At 71.8% G+C, this 18,190-nt stretch carries 13 protein-coding genes; 5 read left to right on the forward strand and 8 right to left on the reverse strand.

What is annotated here, in order from left to right:
- Positions 1-38: 38 nt before the first annotated feature.
- Positions 39-668, reverse strand: a complete 630-nt coding sequence (locus tag ACZ6ZI_RS04575; RefSeq protein ID WP_469515669.1) for a TetR/AcrR family transcriptional regulator — start codon at positions 666-668, stop codon at positions 39-41.
- A gap of 146 nt (positions 669-814) precedes the next feature.
- Between ACZ6ZI_RS04575 and ACZ6ZI_RS04580 the strand changes: the two genes are divergently transcribed.
- Together ACZ6ZI_RS04580 and ACZ6ZI_RS04585 are read left to right on the forward strand one after the other, a co-directional pair.
- Entirely contained in the window at positions 815-1,723 is a 909-nt protein-coding gene (locus ACZ6ZI_RS04580) for an ABC transporter permease (protein WP_363062172.1), read from the forward strand.
- Entirely contained in the window at positions 1,716-2,522 is an 807-nt protein-coding gene (locus ACZ6ZI_RS04585) for an ABC transporter ATP-binding protein (protein WP_363062170.1), read from the forward strand. Before ACZ6ZI_RS04580 ends, ACZ6ZI_RS04585 begins: the two co-directional genes overlap by 8 nt.
- Before the next feature lie 124 nt (positions 2,523-2,646).
- Here the strand turns inward: ACZ6ZI_RS04585 and ACZ6ZI_RS04590 are convergent, their stop codons facing one another.
- The 3 genes from ACZ6ZI_RS04590 to ACZ6ZI_RS04600 all read right to left on the reverse strand — a co-directional run bounded on the left by ACZ6ZI_RS04590 (position 2,647) and on the right by ACZ6ZI_RS04600 (position 9,146).
- Complete coding sequence (locus ACZ6ZI_RS04590; protein WP_469515673.1) at positions 2,647-7,617, reverse strand: NAD-glutamate dehydrogenase; 4,971 nt, start codon at positions 7,615-7,617, stop codon at positions 2,647-2,649.
- A gap of 366 nt (positions 7,618-7,983) precedes the next feature.
- Positions 7,984-8,649 carry an HAD family hydrolase gene (locus tag ACZ6ZI_RS04595; protein ID WP_363062166.1) on the reverse strand — a complete coding sequence of 222 codons (666 nt, stop codon included), beginning with the start codon at positions 8,647-8,649 and terminating at the stop codon, positions 7,984-7,986.
- Positions 8,646-9,146, reverse strand: coding sequence for a DUF6912 family protein (locus ACZ6ZI_RS04600; RefSeq protein ID WP_469515677.1), 501 nt, complete (start codon positions 9,144-9,146; stop codon positions 8,646-8,648). Before ACZ6ZI_RS04600 ends, ACZ6ZI_RS04595 begins: the two co-directional genes overlap by 4 nt.
- 353 nt (positions 9,147-9,499) lie before the next feature.
- Between ACZ6ZI_RS04600 and ACZ6ZI_RS04605 the strand changes: the two genes are divergently transcribed.
- Positions 9,500-10,180, forward strand: coding sequence for an Rv3235 family protein (locus ACZ6ZI_RS04605; protein WP_469515681.1), 681 nt, complete (start codon positions 9,500-9,502; stop codon positions 10,178-10,180).
- 118 nt (positions 10,181-10,298) lie between these two features.
- Here ACZ6ZI_RS04605 and secA read toward each other — a convergent pair whose 3' ends face one another.
- A complete protein-coding gene (gene secA, locus ACZ6ZI_RS04610) occupies positions 10,299-13,088 on the reverse strand; it encodes a preprotein translocase subunit SecA (RefSeq protein ID WP_469515684.1) in 2,790 nt (929 codons plus the stop codon).
- 241 nt (positions 13,089-13,329) lie between these two features.
- On the opposite strand from secA, the gene ACZ6ZI_RS04615 reads away from it, so the two are divergent.
- Positions 13,330-13,938, forward strand: coding sequence for a GNAT family N-acetyltransferase (locus tag ACZ6ZI_RS04615; RefSeq protein ID WP_469515687.1), 609 nt, complete (start codon positions 13,330-13,332; stop codon positions 13,936-13,938).
- A gap of 9 nt (positions 13,939-13,947) precedes the next feature.
- Entirely contained in the window at positions 13,948-15,138 is a 1,191-nt protein-coding gene (locus ACZ6ZI_RS04620) for a winged helix-turn-helix domain-containing protein (protein ID WP_469515690.1), read from the forward strand.
- 78 nt (positions 15,139-15,216) lie between these two features.
- Here ACZ6ZI_RS04620 and ACZ6ZI_RS04625 read toward each other — a convergent pair whose 3' ends face one another.
- The 3 genes from ACZ6ZI_RS04625 to ACZ6ZI_RS04635 form a co-directional block, all read right to left on the reverse strand.
- Positions 15,217-15,975, reverse strand: a complete 759-nt coding sequence (locus tag ACZ6ZI_RS04625) for a response regulator transcription factor (protein ID WP_363062154.1) — start codon at positions 15,973-15,975, stop codon at positions 15,217-15,219.
- 227 nt (positions 15,976-16,202) lie between these two features.
- Positions 16,203-16,898 carry a ribosome hibernation-promoting factor, HPF/YfiA family gene (gene hpf, locus ACZ6ZI_RS04630; RefSeq protein ID WP_363062152.1) on the reverse strand — a complete coding sequence of 232 codons (696 nt, stop codon included), beginning with the start codon at positions 16,896-16,898 and terminating at the stop codon, positions 16,203-16,205.
- 352 nt (positions 16,899-17,250) lie between these two features.
- Positions 17,251-18,108 (reverse strand): ComF family protein, encoded by an 858-nt coding sequence (locus ACZ6ZI_RS04635; protein ID WP_469515695.1) that lies wholly within the window; start codon positions 18,106-18,108, stop codon positions 17,251-17,253.
- Between the last annotated feature and the right edge of the window lie 82 nt (positions 18,109-18,190).

Genomic DNA, 18,190 nt, shown 5'->3' on the forward strand with positions numbered 1-18,190 from the left:
GCTCCTGTGGCCGTGAGGGCTGCCGCGACCGTGCGGGCTCAGGCGGCGTCGGGGCCGGTCGCCGCCATGCCCGCCACCACCGAGCGGGCGAGGTCGTCGAGGTAGGCCGCCGGCACGGCGTCGCGCACCACCACCTGCCGCCAGTAGAGCGGGCCGATCGCAAGGTCCAGGGCCCGCTCCGGGCAGGCCGAGGCGGGCAGCTCGCCGCGCGCGACGGCCTCGGCGACGATCCCCTCGGCCAGCCGCCTCTGGCCGTCGAGCAGGGCGCCCCGGACGGCGTCGGCGATCTCGGGGTTGCGGGCGGCCTCCACCAGCAGGTCCGGGATCACCGCCGAGGCCACCGGGTGGCGCAGCACGTGTGACATGACCTCCAGCAGGGCGCGTACGTCCCCGTAGAGGGAACCGGTGGCGGGCACGGGCAGGCCGTCGGCGGCGAAGGCGCCGACCAGGTCGAGCACCAGGTGGAGCTTGGACTTCCAGCGCCGGTACACGGCCGTCTTGCCGACGCCGGCCCGCCGGGCGATGCCCTCGATGGACATCCGGGCGAAGCCCACGGCCGCGAGCTCGTCCACGACCGCCGCGCGGATCGCCTCGGTCACGTCCTCGCGCAGGACGGCCGCCCCGGCGGGGGCGCGGCGGGCGGGGGCGGGGGCGGGCTCGTTGGTCATGGACAGAGCATAGCCGCGCGGGACGGCACCCCCACGTCACGACGATACGGTTGCGTTCCGACGTGTCCCGGCCTACGCTCCACGTAACGACGATACGGACCCGTTCCGTCGTCGATGGCGCCCCGACCCCGTCGAAAGCGACCCCCGTGACCGTTACCACCACGGCCCCCGCCGCCGCCCCGACCGCCGCCCGCGCGGCGGAGCTCGCGGCGGCCCACGGCCTGACCGTCAGCGGCGCCCGGCCCTCCCTGCCCCGCTACGTGGCGCAGCTCTGGGGCCGACGCCACTTCGTGACGGCGTACGCCACCGCCCGGATGCACTCCACGTACAGCACGGCCAAGCTCGGCCAGGTCTGGCACCTGATGACCCCGCTGCTCAACGCGGCCGTCTACTACTTCATCTTCGGCATCGTCATGAAGGCCAGCCACGGCGTGCCCGACTACGTGCCCTTCCTGATCACCGGCGTCTTCGTCTGGGACTTCATCGGCAGCTCCGTCAACGCCGGTACCCGCGCCGTCCACGGCAACCTCGGCCTGGTCCGCGCCCTGCACTTCCCGCGCGCGAGCCTGCCGCTCTCCTCCGTGGTGCAGCTCTTCCAGCAGCTCCTCGTCACCATGGCCGCCCTGGTGGTGCTGCTGCTGGCCTTCGGCCAGACCCCGTCCGCCTCCTGGCTGATCGCCCTGCCGGCCCTGTTCCTGACGGCCGTCTTCTGCGCGGGCTGCGCCCTGGTCATGGCCCGCATCGGCAGCAAGAACCCCGACGTCAGCCAGCTGATGCCCTTCGTCCTGCGGACCTGGATGTACTCCTCGGGCGTCATGTGGTCCATCGACTCCATGCTCAGGACGGACCACCTGCCGCACTGGGTGACGCTCCTGCTGAAGGCCAACCCGGCCGCCGTCTACATCGACCTGATGCGCTTCGCCCTGATCGACAGCTTCAAGGCGAGCGCCCTGCCCCATCACGTGTGGCCGATCGCGATCGGGTGGGCCCTGCTCGCCGGCGTCGGCGGATTCGTCTTCTTCTGGAAGGCGGAGGAGGAGTACGGCCGTGGCTGACACCATCACCCGCAGCGCGCCCCGCCACGGGGCGGCCGCCGACACCCGCGTCCCGACCGTCATCGCCGACGAGGTCCACGTGATCTACAAGGTGCACGGCCAGGGCGCGCGCGGCGGCGCCACCGCCGCCCTCAGCCGGATCTTCTCCCGCCGGCCCGCCCCGGGCGTGCGCGAGGTGCACGCCGTCAAGGGCGTCAGCTTCACCGCGTACAAGGGCGAGGCCATCGGCCTCATCGGCTCCAACGGCTCGGGCAAGTCCACCCTCCTGAAGGCCATCGCCGGCCTCCAGCCCGTCGCCCGCGGCGCCGTCTACTCACACGGCCAGCCCTCCCTGCTGGGCGTCAACGCCGCCCTGATGAACGACCTCACCGGCGAGCGCAACGTCGTCCTCGGCGGGCTCGCCATGGGGATGACCCGCACGCAGATCCGCGAGCGCTACCAGGACATCGTCGACTTCTCCGGCATCAACGAGAAGGGCGACTTCATCTCCCTGCCGATGCGCACCTACTCCTCCGGCATGGGCGCCCGGCTGCGGTTCTCCATCGCCGCCGCCAAGGACCACGACGTCCTGATGATCGACGAGGCCCTGGCCACCGGCGACGCCGCCTTCCAGCGCCGCAGCCAGGCCCGCATCGAGGAGCTGCGCGCGAAGGCCGGCACCGTCTTCCTGGTCAGCCACGGCATCGGCACCGTACGCGAGACCTGCGACCGGGCCATCTGGCTGGAGTCCGGGGTCCTGCGCATGGACGGCCCCTCGGCCGAGGTCTGCGACGCCTACGAGGCCCACACCCGCGGCTGACCCGCGGACGCACCCGCGGACGCGGCACCGTACGCACCCGCCCGGGGGCCCTCGGACGCCGGAAGGCCCCGGCTGCCGGAACGAGTCGTTCCGACAGCCGGGGCCTTCACCGCGTGCGCCGTCGTCAGGCGCCGTGCACGCGCAGCAGGCTGCGCATCGTCCGCATCGCCACCGACAGGTTCGCCAGGTCGAAGTCGTCCGAGCCCCGGATCTCGTCCAGGGTCGTCCGGGCGCGACCGATGATCGCGGCGTTCTTGTCCTCCCAGACCTTGAAGCGCTCCTCGGGGGTCGACTCGCCGTCGCCCACCGACAGCACGTCGGCCGTCAGCGCGGCGTGCGCCGCGAAGAGGTCCTCGCGGATGGACGCGCGGGCCATCGACTGCCAACGGTCCGACCGCGGCAGCTCGATGATGCGGTCCATCAGCTGCGTGATCTCCAGCCGGTCGGCGAGGTCGTAGTACACCTCGGCGACGGCCAGCGGGTCGACACCCGTACGGTCCGCGATCGCGACGATGTCCAGCGTCGGGAAGGCCGAGGAGAACCCGGCCACCTTCGCCGCGAGCTCCTCCGGCACGCCCTCGCCGATCAGCTCGTCCATCACCGACCGGTACCAGTCCAGGTCGGCGCCGCGCACCAGCTTCGGCAGCTCGGACCAGACATGCGCCACGCGCTCGCCGAACAGCTCGACGGTCTCGGTGATCTGGAGCGGCTGCGGCCGGTTGTTGAGCAGCCAGCGCGTGCCGCGCTCGACCAGTCGGCGCGAGTGCAGCCGCACCCGGGTCAGGACGTCGGCGGCGACCTTGTTGTCGAGGGCCTCGACGGCGTCCCACACCTCGGCCAGCCCGAAGATCTCGCGGGCCGAGAGCTGCGCCCGGACGATCTCCTCCAGGGAGGCCCCGGTCTCCTCGCGCAGGCGGTGCAGGAAGGTCGAACCACCGGTGTTGACGGTGTCGTTGACCAGCAGGGTGGTGACGATCTCGCGGCGCAGCGCGTGCCCGTCGACCTGCTCGGGGAACCGCTCGCGCAGCGCGCCCGGGAAGTAGGCGTGCAGCAGACGGCGCAGGTACGGGTCGTCCGGCAGCTCGGTCGCGATCAGCTCGTCCGCCACCGTGATCTTGGTGTAGGCGAACAGGACGGCCAGCTCCGGCTGGGTCAGGCCCTTGCCGTTGTTGAGCAGCTCGCGGATCTGCCGGTCGTTGGGCAGGAACTCCAGCTGGCGGTCCAGCAGTCCGTCGCGGCCCAGGCGGCGCATGAAGCGCTGCTGGGCGTGGAGCAGGCTGGGGGCCTGGGAGGAGCCGTTGGCCAGGGCGACGTTCTGCGCGTAGTTGTTGCGCAGAACGAGGGTGCCGACCTCGTCGGTCATCTCGGCGAGCAGCTTGTTGCGCTGCTTGACGGTCATGTCGCCGTCGGCGACGACCGCGTTGAGCAGGATCTTGATGTTCACCTCGTGGTCGGAGGTGTCGACGCCCGCGCTGTTGTCGATGGCGTCGGTGTTGATCCTGCCGCCCTCGCCGCCGGCGCCGGAGCGGGCGAACTCGATGCGACCGAGCTGGGTCAGACCGAGGTTGCCGCCCTCGCCGATGACCCGGGCGCGGACGTCCGAGCCGTTGACGCGGATGGCGTCGTTGGCCTTGTCGCCGACGTCGGCGTGCGTCTCGGTGCTCGCCTTGACGTACGTGCCGATGCCGCCGTTCCACAGCAGGTCCACGGGGGCCTGGAGGACGGCCTGCATCAGCTCGGCCGGGGTCATCTTGGTGACGCCCGCCTCGATGCCGAGGGCCTCGCGCATCTGGGCGTTGACCGGGATGGCCTTGGCGCTGCGCGGGTGCACTCCGCCGCCCGCCGACAGCAGGGCGGTGTCGTAGTCGGCCCAGGAGGAGCGCGGCAGGTCGAAGAGGCGGCGGCGCTCGGCGTAGGAGACGGCCGAGTCCGGGTTCGGGTCGATGAAGATGTGCCGGTGGTCGAAGGCCGCGACCAGGCGGATGTGCTCGGAGAGCAGCATGCCGTTGCCGAAGACGTCGCCGGACATGTCGCCGACGCCGACGACCGTGAAGTCCTCGGTCTGGGTGTCGTGGCCCAGCTCGCGGAAGTGGCGCTTGACCGACTCCCAGGCGCCGCGGGCGGTGATGCCCATGCCCTTGTGGTCGTAGCCTGCGGAGCCGCCGGAGGCGAAGGCGTCGCCCAGCCAGAAGCCGTAGGACTCGGCGACGCCGTTGGCGATGTCGGAGAAGGTGGCGGTGCCCTTGTCGGCGGCGACGACGAGGTAGGTGTCGTCCTCGTCGTGCCGGACGACGCCCTGCGGCGGCACGACCTCGCCGGCCACCATGTTGTCGGTGATGTCGAGCAGCGCCGAGATGAAGATCTTGTACGAGGCGATGCCCTCGGCGAGCCACGCGTCGCGGTCCACCGACGGGTCCGGCAGGTTCTTGGCGACGAAGCCGCCCTTGGCGCCGACGGGCACGATGACGGTGTTCTTGACCATCTGCGCCTTGACCAGGCCGAGGATCTCCGTACGGAAGTCCTCGCGGCGGTCGGACCAGCGCAGGCCGCCGCGGGCGACCTTGCCGAAGCGCAGGTGGACGCCCTCGACGCGCGGGGAGTACACCCAGATCTCGAACGCGGGGCGCGGGGCCGGCAGGTCCGGGATGGCCTGCGGGTCGAACTTCATCGACACGTAGGAGTGCTGCTCGCCCGCGCTGTCCGGCTGGAAGAAGTTGGTGCGCAGGGTGGCCTTGATGAGGGTCAGGAACGACCGCAGGATGCGGTCCTCGTCGAGCGAGGCGACCTGGTCCAGGGCCCCGTCCAGCTCCTCCAGCATGGCGTCGACCAGCTCGGTGCCGGCGGTCTGGCGGACCGGCGACATCCGGGCCTCGAAGAGGGAGACCAGCAGCCGGGTGGTGTGGACGTTGTTGCGGAGGGTGTCCTCCATGTAGTCCTGGCTGAAGGTGGAGCCGGCCTGGCGCATGTACTTGGCGTACGCGCGCAGGACGACGGCCTGCCGCCAGGTGAGCCCGGCACCCAGCACCAGGGTGTTGAAGTTGTCGTTCTCGGCCGCGCCGGTCCACACGGCCGCGAAGGCCTCCTGGAACCGCTCGCGGGCATCGTCGCCGAGGTAGGCGTCCCCGTTGCCGGCGCCGGCGGGCATCCGCAGGCCGAAGTCGTAGATCCAGGCGCTGACCCGGTCGGTGCGGCGCAGCTCGTACGGCCGCTCGTCGGTGACCTCGACGCCCAGGCGCTGGAGGACCGGCAGGACGGCGGAGAGGGAGACCTGCTCGCCGGTGCGGTAGATCTTGAAGCGGCGCTCGCCGGGGCCCGCGCCGACCGGCTCGTACAGGGACAGCGCGAACTCGCTGTCGCTGGCGGAGAGCCGCTCCAGGTGGCACAGGTCGGCGACGGCCGAGCGCGGCGAGTGGTCGGCCTTGTAGCCCTCGGGGAAGGAGGTGCCGTACTTGCGCAGCAGTTCGGCGGCGCGCTCCTCGCCGAGTTCGGCGATGAGGGCCTCCTGGAAGCCGTCGGCCCAGGAGCGGGCGGCCTCGACCAGGCGGGACTCGACGCGCTCGACGTCGGCGTCGGTCAGCGCGGGCAGCTGGGTGCCCTGCGGGACGCGGACGACGAAGTGGATGCGGGAGAGGACCGACTCGGTGTTCCAGGCGGTGAAGTCGACGCTGATGCCGTCGAGCTCCTCCTTGAGGATGTCCATCAGGCGCAGCCGGACGCCGGTGGTGAACCGGTCGCGGGGCAGGTAGACCAGCGCGGAGTAGTAGCGGCCGTACTCGTCCTGGCGCAGGTACAGCCGCAGCCGGCGGCGTTCCTGGAGGTACAGGACGGAGGTGACGATCTCGCGGAGCTTGTCGACCGGGGTCTGGAACAGCTCGTCGCGCGGGTAGGTCTCCAGGATCTGGAGGAGGTCGCGGCCGTCGTGGCTGGAGGGGGCGAAACCCGCCTGCTCCAGCACGTCGGCGACCTTGCGGCGGATCACCGGGACGCGGCGCACGGACTCGGTGTACGCGGCGGAGGAGAACAGGCCGAGGAAGCGACGCTCGCCGACGACGTTGCCGTCGGCGTCGAACTTCTTGACGCCGACGTAGTCGAGGTACGAGGGGCGGTGCACGGTGGCGCGGCTGTTGGCCTTGGTCAGCACCAGGAGGCGGTGCTCGCGGGCCTTGGCCCGGGCGTCGGCCGGGAGCCGGTTGAAGGACGGCGAGACGGGGTGCGCGTCCTCCTGGCCGGTGTGCAGCGGGTCGGAGCGCAGGATGCCGAGGCCGGTGCCGGGCACGGCGGCGAGGGCGTCGTCGTCGACGAGGTTGTACTCGCGGTAGCCGATGAAGGTGAAGTGGTCGTCGGCCAGCCAGCGCAGCAGTTCGCGGGCCTCTTCGAGCTCGTACTCGCGCAGGTCGGGCGCGGTGGGCTCGTTCGGCAGCTCGTCGGCGATGCGCAGCGCGGCGTCGCGCATCTTCTCCCAGTCCTCGACGGACTCGCGGACGTCGGACAGGACGCGCAGCAGGTCGCCGGTGATCTGCTTGAGGTCGGCCTTGTCGGTCTCGCGGTCGATCTCGACGTGGATCCAGGACTCGACGAGGGAGTCGTGGGGGCGCGCGGTCTTGGGGCCGTGGGCGTCGCAGTCGGGGCCGAGGATCTCGATGAGCCGGCCGGTGACGTCGCGGCGCACGACGACCTGCGGGTGGATCACGACGTGGATGCCGCGTCCCTGGCGGGAGAGCTCGTTGGTGACGGAGTCGACGAGGAAGGGCATGTCGTCGGTGACGACCTCGACGACCGAGTGGCTGGAGGTCCAGCCGTTCTCCTCGACCGTGGGGGTGTGCACCCGGACGTTCGCGGTGCCCTGCGGACGGGTCTCGGCGAGCCGGTAGTGGGAGAGTGCCGCACCGAAGACGTCGACCGGGTCCCGGTCGAGGAGGTCTTCCGGCGCGGTGTGCAGGTAGTAGCGCTGGAGGTAGGAGAGGGTCGTGGCCCGGTCGGGGCGCTCCCCTTGCTCGGACCCAGTCGGAAGTAGCCCCCCGGCCGGGCTGTTCTCAGCTACCCGTGCCGCCCGCGCGAGCAGCTCGGCCTTTGCTTCGTCCAGCTTGGTCTGCATGTCCTCTGGCTCCTGTCGCGCGCCATTGCGTGACGTAGGTGAAGGAAGGAATGACACGGCGCCGCGATGAGGCGGGATGTCCGTCCGGATTCGGGATCGACGCTATGCCGTCGTGAGAGCCGACCGGGAGGGTTTCGGCCATGTGAGGCAGGAGGTCCCGGCGGCAGGGATCAGCGAAGGCCCGGGCACGGTCGTGCGCCGGGCGCGGGTCGGGGGCGTCAGTGTCCCCGGTGACTATCGCGCTGATCACGGGTACCAGGCTAGCCCCAGTCCTGATCTGTGTGTGTACAAATCCGGAGCCGGAACTTTGACGTTCTGGACAGCGACGCAGGTGGCCCGGCGTGCCAAGGCCGCCCGCGTCGAGTGCTATTCGGCCAGGCCTCTAGCTGTGGCGACCGCTTCCGCCAGGGTGTCGACGACGGGAACTCCGGCCGATTCCAGACTTGCGCGGCTGTGCGAACCGCCGGTGTACAGGACGGCCCGCGCGCCCACGTGGGCGGCGGCGAGGGCGTCGTCCACGGCGTCTCCGATGAGGACCGTACGGGCGGCGGTCACACCGAAGGGTTCGATGGCGGCCAAATGGCGTACGAGGTGCCCCGCCTTCGTGGTGTGCGAGGGCCCGACGCGTCCGTCGACGCGCAGGAAGTGCGTGTCGATCCCGTGCGCGGTCACGAGCGGTATGAGCCGTTCGTGGGGCGCCAGGGACAGCAGGGACTGCGTGAGCCCGTCGCCCTGCCAGTCGCGCAGCAGCTCCCGGGCCCCCTCGGTGAGCCCGGCGCCGTCGGCGGCGACCCAGTAGTGGCGGTGGAAGGCCTCGTCCATGACCAGCCACTCGGCCTCGGTGGGCAGCCGGCCCATGAGGCGCTCGTAGAACTTCGGGACCGGTACGACGTACAGGTCGCGGTACGTCTCCAGGGTGATCGGCGGGAAGCCGAGCTCGGCGAAGCTCGCGTTCGTCGCGGTGATCACCGCGTCGATGTCGTGGAGCAGGGTGCCGTTCCAGTCCCAGACCAGATGGTTCGTCGCGCTCATGCCAGCAGCCCCGGGATTTCCTGGACGCCGAACCAGAGCAGCTCGTGCTCGTCGGCGGCGTCGACGGTGGAGCGGGCGTCGTCGTCCCCGGCGTCGGAGGCGGTGACGGCTCCGGCGGCGGCCGCGACGTCCGCGCGGGCGTCGTCGGCGTCCACGTGCACGGAGGCGGCCACGGTGAGGCGTACGGGCGCGGCGAGGGCGACCCGGCCGAGGGCGGCCTCGTCGGAGCCCTCGTCGGCGGTGACGGCCTTGTCGGCCACGTCGAGGGCGACGACGACCCGCTTGCGGGGCGCGGCCGCGTCCTCGGCGAGCAGGCGCAGGGAGGCGGTGGCGGCGCGGCCCAGGGCCGCGTACTCCAGCTCCTCGATGTCGTCGGAGACGTACCACTCGCGCAGCGCGGGCGTGACCGCGTACGCGCGGAGCGGGGCGGGGCCCAGCTCGCCCGCCTTGTGCGCCTCGGCGAGCCCGGGGAGTGTCAGGGGGACGTACACGCGCATGGCCGGCTGCTTTCGGTAGTCGGAGAACGCCCTCAGGATACGACCGCGCCCCCGCGTCCCCGTGCCCCGCCCGCCGTACGTCCCACCGCGCGCCCGGACGCGGCCGTCAGGGTGACGGGCCGGTACCCCTTCGGGCCCACGGGAGCCCCTCGGGGGCCGTCCACCCCGCTCCTCGGGCCCGGCGGACGGGGCCCCGGGGGCGGGTCGGGGCCATCCGGATAGGTGAACGGGGGCGGGCGCCGGAGGCCGCCGAGCGGGCGGTTGCGGAGCGTGTTCGGCGACCGTAGAAACCCCCCATCAAGTTACCGCCCGGTACCACCGCTGCCGGGCCCGGTCCGTTCGGGGGATCCGCCATGGACACCAGCACCACCACCCGCGCCTCGGTCGGCGGCGAGGGCCGACGCGCCGGGCCCGGCGGCCCCGGCCGCACCCGCCCCGCCGGACGCCGCGACCAACGCCGACCCCCCACCGCCCCCCGCCCGACCACGGGCACGGCGCCGGGCACGAACACGGCGACGGGGACGGGGACGGCCCGACCTCCCACGGCCCCTCGCCCGACCCCGGTCACGACCCCCTTCACGGCGACGGGCACGGGCGCGGCCACAGCCACCGGCGCACGTACGGCCCCGGCCCCGGTCGCGGCCACAACCACACGTACGGCCCCGGCCACCCGCCCCGTCACCACGATCCCGGCACGGCGCCCGCCCGCCCCGCACGACTGGTTCGCCCGGCGCCTGCTGGCCGTGCTCAGCGGCCAACGGCCGGTCCACTCGCTCCTCGGCCACACCGTGGGAGAGGCGTACGAGCAACTGGCCGGGCTGGCCCCCTCCACGCCGTCGCGCGACCGCCCGCGCCCCGTGCTGCGCCACTGCGGCCGCTTCCACCCGGGGCCCGGGGTCATCGAGGCCTTCGCCCGCATCGCGACGGGCGACCGCGTCCAGGCGATGGCCTTCCGCCTCGAACAGGGCCCCGACCTGCGCTGGCGCTGCGCGGCCGTGGAGATCCGGCCCCCGCGCCCGGCCCCCCGCCCCTGATCCCGCCGGGCGCGCGGCACGCCGCACACGGCACCCGGTCCCCGGACACGACGCGGCCGGGGCCGGACACCCTCGGTGTCCGGCCCCGGCCGACGTGCTCACCCCGATCGGGTCGGGGTCACTTCTTGCGGCGACGTCCGCCCGAGGCCTTCTGCGCCTTGCGCCGCTCGGCGCGCGTCAGGCCGTCACCGCCGCCCTCGGACTCGAAGTCGCCCTCGACGACACCGCCTTCGCCGTCCACCGACGGGGCGGAGAAGTGCAGCCGGTCCCGACGCTGCGGGGCCTCCAGGCCCTTGGCCCGGATCTCCGGACGCACGGCGGCCGGCTCCTTGTTCAGCGAAGGCGCCGCGTCCTGCACCGGAAGCTCCTCGACCTGCTGCTCGACCTGGACCTCCAGGTTGAACAGGTAGCCGACGGACTCCTCCTTGATGCCCTCCATCATGGCGTTGAACATGTCGAAGCCCTCGCGCTGGTACTCGACCAGCGGGTCCTTCTGGGCCATCGCGCGCAGGCCGATGCCCTCCTGGAGGTAGTCCATCTCGTAGAGGTGCTCACGCCACTTGCGGTCGAGCACCGACAGGACCACGCGCCGCTCCAGCTCGCGCATGACCTCGGAGCCGAGCGCCGTCTCGCGCGCCTCGTACTGCTCGTGGATGTCGTCCTTGACGGACTCCGCGATGAACTCGGCGGTGATGCCCGCGCGGTCGCCGGCGGCCTCCTCCAGCTCGTCGACCGTGACCTTGATCGGGTAGAGCTGCCGGAAGGCGCTCCACAGCCGCTCCAGGTCCCACTCCTCCGCGAAGCCCTCGACCGTCTCGGCCGCGATGTACGCGTCGATCGTGTCGTCCATGAAGAAGCGCACCTGCTCGTGCAGGTCCTCGCCCTCCAGGACGCGGCGGCGCTCGCCGTAGATGACCTCGCGCTGGCTGTTGAGGACCTCGTCGTACTTCAGGACGTTCTTGCGGGTCTCGAAGTTCTGGGTCTCGACCTGCGACTGGGCCGACGCGATCGCCCGCGTCACCATCTTGTTCTCGATCGGGACGTCGTCCGGCACGTTCGCCATCGCCATGACCCGCTCGACCATCTGCGCCTTGAACAGACGCATCAGGTCGTCGCCCAGCGACAGGTAGAAACGGGACTCGCCCGGGTCGCCCTGACGGCCGCTGCGACCGCGCAGCTGGTTGTCGATACGACGCGACTCGTGCCGCTCGGTGCCCAGCACGTACAGCCCGCCGAGGTCCTTGACCTCCTCGAACTCGGCCTTCACGGCCGCCTCCGCGCGGTGCAGGGCCTCGGGCAGGGCGTGCGCCCACTCCTCGATGTGCTCCTCCGGGTCGAGGCCGCGCTGGCGCAGCTCCGCCTCGGCGAGGTCGTCCGGGTTGCCGCCGAGCTTGATGTCCGTACCGCGACCGGCCATGTTCGTGGCGACGGTGACCGCGCCGCGGCGACCGGCCTGGGCGACGATCGTGGCCTCGCGCTCGTGCTGCTTGGCGTTGAGGACCTCGTGCGGGATGCCCCGCTTGGAGAGCTGCTGCGAGAGGTACTCGGACTTCTCGACGGAGGTCGTGCCGACGAGGATCGGCTGACCCTTCTCGTGCTTCTCCGCGATGTCGTCGACGACGGCGGCGAACTTGGCGACCTCGGTGCGGTAGATGAGGTCGGGCTGGTCCTTGCGCTGCATCGAACGGTTCGTCGGGATCGGGACGACGCCGAGCTTGTAGATCTGGTGGAACTCGGCGGCCTCGGTCATGGCCGTACCGGTCATGCCGGACAGCTTCGAGTACAGGCGGAAGAAGTTCTGGAGGGTGATCGTGGCGAGGGTCTGGTTCTCGTCCTTGATGTCCACCCCCTCCTTCGCCTCGATCGCCTGGTGCATGCCCTCGTTGTAGCGGCGGCCGGCGAGGATACGACCGGTGTGCTCGTCGACGATCATGACCTCGCCGTCGATGACGACGTAGTCCTTGTCGGCCTTGAACAGTTCCTTGGCCTTGATCGCGTTGTTCAGGTAGCCGACGAGCGGGGTGTTCACCGACTCGTAGAGGTTGTCGATGCCGAGCCAGTCCTCGACCTTGGCGACACCGGCCTCGTGGATGCCGACGGTGCGCTTCTTCTCGTCGACCTCGTAGTCGCCGGTCTCCTCGATGCCCTTCAGCGGCTGGCCGGCCTCGCCCTTCGTCAGGCGGGTCACCAGCTTCGCGAAGTCGGCGTACCACTTCGTGGCCTGGTCGGCCGGGCCGGAGATGATCAGCGGGGTACGGGCCTCGTCGACGAGGATCGAGTCGACCTCGTCGACCACGGCGAAGTTGTGGCCGCGCTGGACCAGCTCCTCCTGCGACCACGCCATGTTGTCGCGCAGGTAGTCGAAGCCGAACTCGTTGTTCGTTCCGTACGTGATGTCGCAGTTGTACTGTTCGCGACGCTGCGCCGGCGACATGTTCGCCAGGATGCAGCCGATGGACAGGCCCAGGAACTTGTGGACCCGGCCCATCATCTCGGAGTCGCGCTCGGCCAGGTAGTCGTTCACCGTGATCAGGTGGACGCCCTTGCCGGACAGGGCGTTCAGGTACGCGGGCAGGGTGCCGACGAGGGTCTTGCCCTCACCGGTCTTCATCTCGGCGACGTAGCCGAGGTGCAGGGCCGCGCCACCCATCATCTGGACGTCGTAGTGCCGCTGACCCAGGACGCGCTTGGCGGCCTCGCGCACGGTGGCGAAGGCCTCGGGCATCAGGTCGTCCAGGCTCTCCCCGTCCTGGAAACGCTGCTTGTACTCGTCGGTCAGCGCACGCAACTCGGCGTCGGAGAGGTTGACGAAGTCCTCTTCGATGGAGTTGACCTGGTCCGCGATGCGGTGCAGTTTGCGCAGGATCTTGCCTTCGCCTGCACGCATGAGCTTGTTGAAGACGGACACCGAGGTTTGTCTCCTTGCCGGTCGGGCCTGGGCACTGTTTCGTAACCGGGCACGGCAGGTGGGCCCCACCGCAACGGCCATCGTAAGCGAGGACGTGGTCACGCCGGGAGGTCCGCCGTATCCGTAGGGCACGGGTGCCCTGAATGAGAACGTATGGGGGACGGCATAGGTGCCGCCCCCGTCGGACGGCTTTTGGAAAAAAGTGTTCGCCTCCCCCTGCGCGCGCCGCGAGAATCCGCCCATGGAGCCCACCGTCCTCACCACGCCCCGCCTCGACCTGCGGCCCTTCGGCCCCGCCGACGAGGACGAGGTGTACGCCGCCGCCCAAGACCCGGACATCCAGCGCTGGACCCTGGTCCCCAGCCCCTACGAACGCGTCCACGCCCGCGCCTTCGTCAACGAGATCGTCCCCACCGGTTGGCGCGAGGACACCGCCTACTCCTTCGCCGTGCGCCTCGGCGCGGGCGGCCCCCTCGTCGCCGCGATCGGGATCCACGTCCACCTCGCCTTCGGCGAGCGCGCCCACGAGATCGGCTACTGGGCCACCAAGGAGCACCGCGGCCACGGCTACATGACCGAAGCCGTCCTCGGCGTCGCCCGCTGGGCCTTCACCGAGCTGGGCTCCGTACGCCTCGAATGGCGCGCCGAAGCCGGCAACGGGGCCTCCCGCGCCGTCGCCGAGAAGGCCGGATTCCACGTCGAGGGCCTCCTGCGGGCCGGCATGCGCCACCGGGGCACCACCCGCGACTGCTGGGTGGGCGCGCTGCTCCCCTCCGACCTCGGCCTGACCCCCGCCCTCCCCCACGTCTCCGCCGACGGCGTCCCCTCCCCTGTCAGTGCCCCGGCCTAGGCTGCGCCCATGACCAGCAGCCCCGCGGGCGCGCCCCGCCCGACCGTCTCCCTGTCCGCCGACGAGGCCCGCCGGATCGCCCTGCGCGCGCAGGGCCTGCTCGGCGCCCCCGACCGCCGGGGCGGGGTCCGCGGGGTGCTGCGCCACCTGGGCGCGGTCCAGCTGGACACCATCTCCGTACTGGCCCGCTCGCACGAGCTGATCCCGTACGCGCGCCTGGGCGCCGTCGGCCGGGAGGCGGTGGAGGAGGCGTACTGGAGCGACGGCCACGCCTTCGAGTACTGGTCGCACGCGGCCTGCGTCCTGCCGATCGAGGAGTGGCCGCACTTCGCCTTCCGCCGCCGCTCGCGGCTGGCGCGCGGCCACCGCTGGCACGTCCTGGCGGACAAGGAGCGTTCGACGAGGGCGGTCCTGGACCGGCTGCGGGCGGACGGCCCGCTGACCTCCACCGAGCTCGGCGGCGCGAAGAACGGCGGCGAGTGGTTCGAGTGGTCCGAGAGCAAGATCGCGGTGGAGTGGCTCCTCGACACCGGTGAGGTGATCTGTTCGCGGCGGCGCGGCTGGAAGCGCGTCTACGACCTCCCCGAGCGGGTCGTCCCCGACGCCCTGCTCCACGACGACGTCGACGACCGCGAGTGCCTGCGCCGGCTGGTGGCGCTGGCGGGGCGCTCGCTCGGGGTGGGCACCCGCGCCGACATCGCCGACTACCACCGCCTCAAGGGCGAGCAGTTCGACGCGGTCGTCGAGGACGCCGGCCTGGTCCCGGTGGCGGTGGAGGGCTGGGGCAAGCCCGCCTGGGCCCACCCGGAGGCGCTGGCCGCGCCGCCGCGCGGGCGCCACCGCACCACCCTGCTGTCCCCGTTCGACTCCCTCGTGTGGGACCGGCCCCGCACCGAGCGGATCTTCGGCTTCACCCACCGCCTGGAGGCCTACGTCCCCAAGGCGAAGCGGATCCACGGCTACTTCGCGATGCCGCTGCTGGCCGACGGCCGGCTGCGGGGCCGCGTCGACCCGGCCCGCGAGGGCACCACGCTGGTGGCCCGGCAGCTGTCCCTGACCAACCCGAAGGCGGCCGGGGCCATGGCGGGGGCCCTGTGGGAGGCGGCGGGGTGGGTCGGCTGCGAGGACGTGCGCGTCGAGCGGGCCTCCACCCCGGCCGAGGCGGACGCCGTCACGGCCGAGCTGGCCGCGCTCCGGTGACCGGGTGACCGGGTCCCGGCCCGCGACCCTCCCCGGGCGCCGCCGCGGACCCGGCGAAGGACCCCGCCGCGGACCCCGTCAGCGGATCTCCAGGATCTTCTCCCGCATCGCGTAGACGACCGCTTCCATCCGGGAGTGGAGCTGGAGCTTCTCCAGGATGTTGCGCACGTGGTTCTTGACCGTGTTCTCGGAGATGAACAACTGCTTGGCGATGTCCCGGTTGTTCATGCCGGTCGCCACGAGCTTGAGGACCTCCAGCTCGCGGTCCGTCAGCCGCGGCGCGGGCACCAGGCGCCGCTCGTCGGTGCGTTGGATCATCGACTTGAACTCGGTCAGCAGCTTGGAGGCCATGGACGGGCTGATCTGGGACTGCCCGTCGGCCACGGCCCGGATCGCGGTGGCGACCTCGTCCGTGGAGATCTCCTTCAGCAGGTAGCCCGTCGCCCCCGCCTTGATCGCGTCGTAGAGGTCGGCCTCCTCGTCGCTGATCGTCAACATGATGATCTTCGCGGAGGGGGCCACCTCCTTGATCGAGGTGCAGGCCTCGATGCCGCCGCGCCGGGGCATCCGCACGTCCATGAGGACGATGTCCGGCAGCAGGTCCGCGGCCTTGTCGACCGCCTCCGCCCCGTCCCCCGCCTCACCGACGACCTGGATGTCCTCCTCCTGCGCGAGGACGATCTCCAGCCCGCGCCGGAACAGGGCGTGGTCGTCGACGACGAGCACCCGGATGGGCTCCCCCGCCGGATCGCCCGCGCTCTCGCCGGCCCCGGCCGAGTCCACCACACGACAGCCCGCGCCGTCGTCACCGCGCACCGGCCCGAAGCCGTCCGCCATCATTCCTCCCCCTGCATGTACCGAGCTGCCGGCCAACCCGGCGGATTGCCCCGCCGATTGACTGCCCGCCATGATTCCATGCCCGCACCATCGCACGGGGGTCCCGCGGAACCGGTCTGGCTCATACGGGCCAGTACGCGCCGGTAGGGGTGACAACCGGCCATTCTTCTCGGACAAGTGCCCCTGTGGAACGCCCGGGGCGTTCCACAGGGGCGACGGTCGAATGATCAGCCGCCGAGCGCGCCGCCCGCGCCGGCCGCGGACTCGTCCGAGCTGGAGGCTCCGTCGGAGTTCAGGTGGACGACGCCGTAGTCATAGGCGTGACGGCGGTAGACGACGCTGGGCATCTTGGTTTCGGAGTCCACGAACAGATAGAAGTCGTGGCCGACCAGTTCCATTTCGTAGAGCGCCTGGTCGAGCGACATGGGCCCGGCCGTGTGGGTCTTCTCGCGGACGATGAGCGGGCCCTCGCCCTGGACTTCCAGGGATCCGATGCGTGTGGTCGGGACCCCCTCCGCCTTCTCCTCGCCGACCGGCTCGCCGTTCGCGTTCAGCTGGGCGACGCCGGGCACCACGTCGGCGACCTCGGCCGCCGACAGCCGGCCGTTGCCGCGGCGGGTGAAACGCTTGTCGTGCTGCTTGCGCAGCCGGGCCTCCAGCTTGTCCTGAGCCAGGTCGAGCGCCGCGTACGGGTCTGCCGCGGCGGCCTCGGCACGGATCACCGGGCCCCGCGAACGCAGGGTGATCTCCACGCGGTCGGAACGGTCGGCCTGGCGCGGGTTGTGCTCCTTGGACACCTCGACGTCCAAGCTGATCACCTTGGCGTCGAGCTTCTGGATCCGCTCCGGATTCAGCTTCTCGGCCACGTGCTTGCGGAACCGCTCGGGCACCTCGGTCTTGCGGCCCTTGACGACGATGTCCACGCAGAACTCCGTTCCCGGAGAGCCCCGCCTCCAGCGGCGAAGCGTCTCCCTTTCGCACCAGGCTCCGGTGAACACCGGAGCCTCGGACTTGGCGACTTTCACCTCCTCCTCCCCCATCGGCAAGATCTACATCCCACCGACTTCGGAGTAGAGAGACACCCTCTGACACGAAGATTCCAATAACGGGCGGATCGGTGCTCCGATCCCCGGGGCCCAAGGATCGCCAGTTCCTCACAACCGAACATATCTCTCAAAGCCGGTTGTCGGCACCCGCTACCGGAACATACCTCCGATCAGGTGGCTGTTCCCTCTTACTACCTGCAACGATGCGCATTCCCCGGCAGTTCCAAATCTATTCACAAGATTTTTGCTCTGTCCGGGTATCCGGCCGGCGACCACCGCCCGGATCCGGCCGGATCCGCTCGAACGACCCGCCGGGCGCCGCCACCACGGCGGCCGCCCCCGGCGCCGCTCCGGCCGCGCGCAGGGCCCGCGCCGCCTCCGCGAGCGTGGCCCCGGTCGTGATCAGGTCGTCCACCAGCAGGATCCGTGCCCCGGCCGCCGCGCGCAGCCCTCCCGGGCGCACCCGAAGGGCCCCGGCGAGGTTCTCGAACCGCCGTGCCGCCCCCAGCCCCGCCTGGTCCTCGACCGGCCGGCACGGTTCCAGCAGGGGCACCACCCGCGCGGGCACCCCGGCCGCGCGCAGCCGCGCCGAGGCGGCCAGGGCGATCCTGCGCGTCGGATCGTGCCCGCGCGCCCGTACGGTCCGCCGCGCGGAGGGCACGGGCACCAGCGCCAGCTCCCGCCCCGCGTCCCGGCGGACACCACCACCGGCCACCCGGTCGTCACCGGCCCGGTCACCGCCCACCCGATCGGCCGCGGCACCGGCACCGGCACCGGCGCGCAGCACGGCCGCCGCGAGGGCCCCGCCCAGCGGGCCCGCCAGGGGCAGCGCCCCGCGCTCCTTGTGGGCCAGCAGGACGGTCCGTACGACCCCTTCGTACGGCGCCCCCGCGTACACCGCCGGCAGCCCCACCGGCCCCGCCCGCCGCTCGGCCGGCCGCACCCGCCCCGCCCGGGCCCCGCCCAGGGCGGCACGGCACCGCGCGCACAACCGCGGCCCGGCCCCGGCCGCGCCGCAGCCCTCGCAGCCGCCGGCCAGCACCAGCCCGCTCACCTCGCGCCACCAGCCCCGCACGCACTCCCGCATGCGTCCACCGTGCCGGGCGCGCACCGCGCCCGCCACCCCTGTGGAAAACCAGGCCGTGGAAGACCCGGCCGGGTCGGGCGGC

The sequence above is a fragment of the Streptomyces sp. NPDC103540 genome (assembly GCF_055584445.1).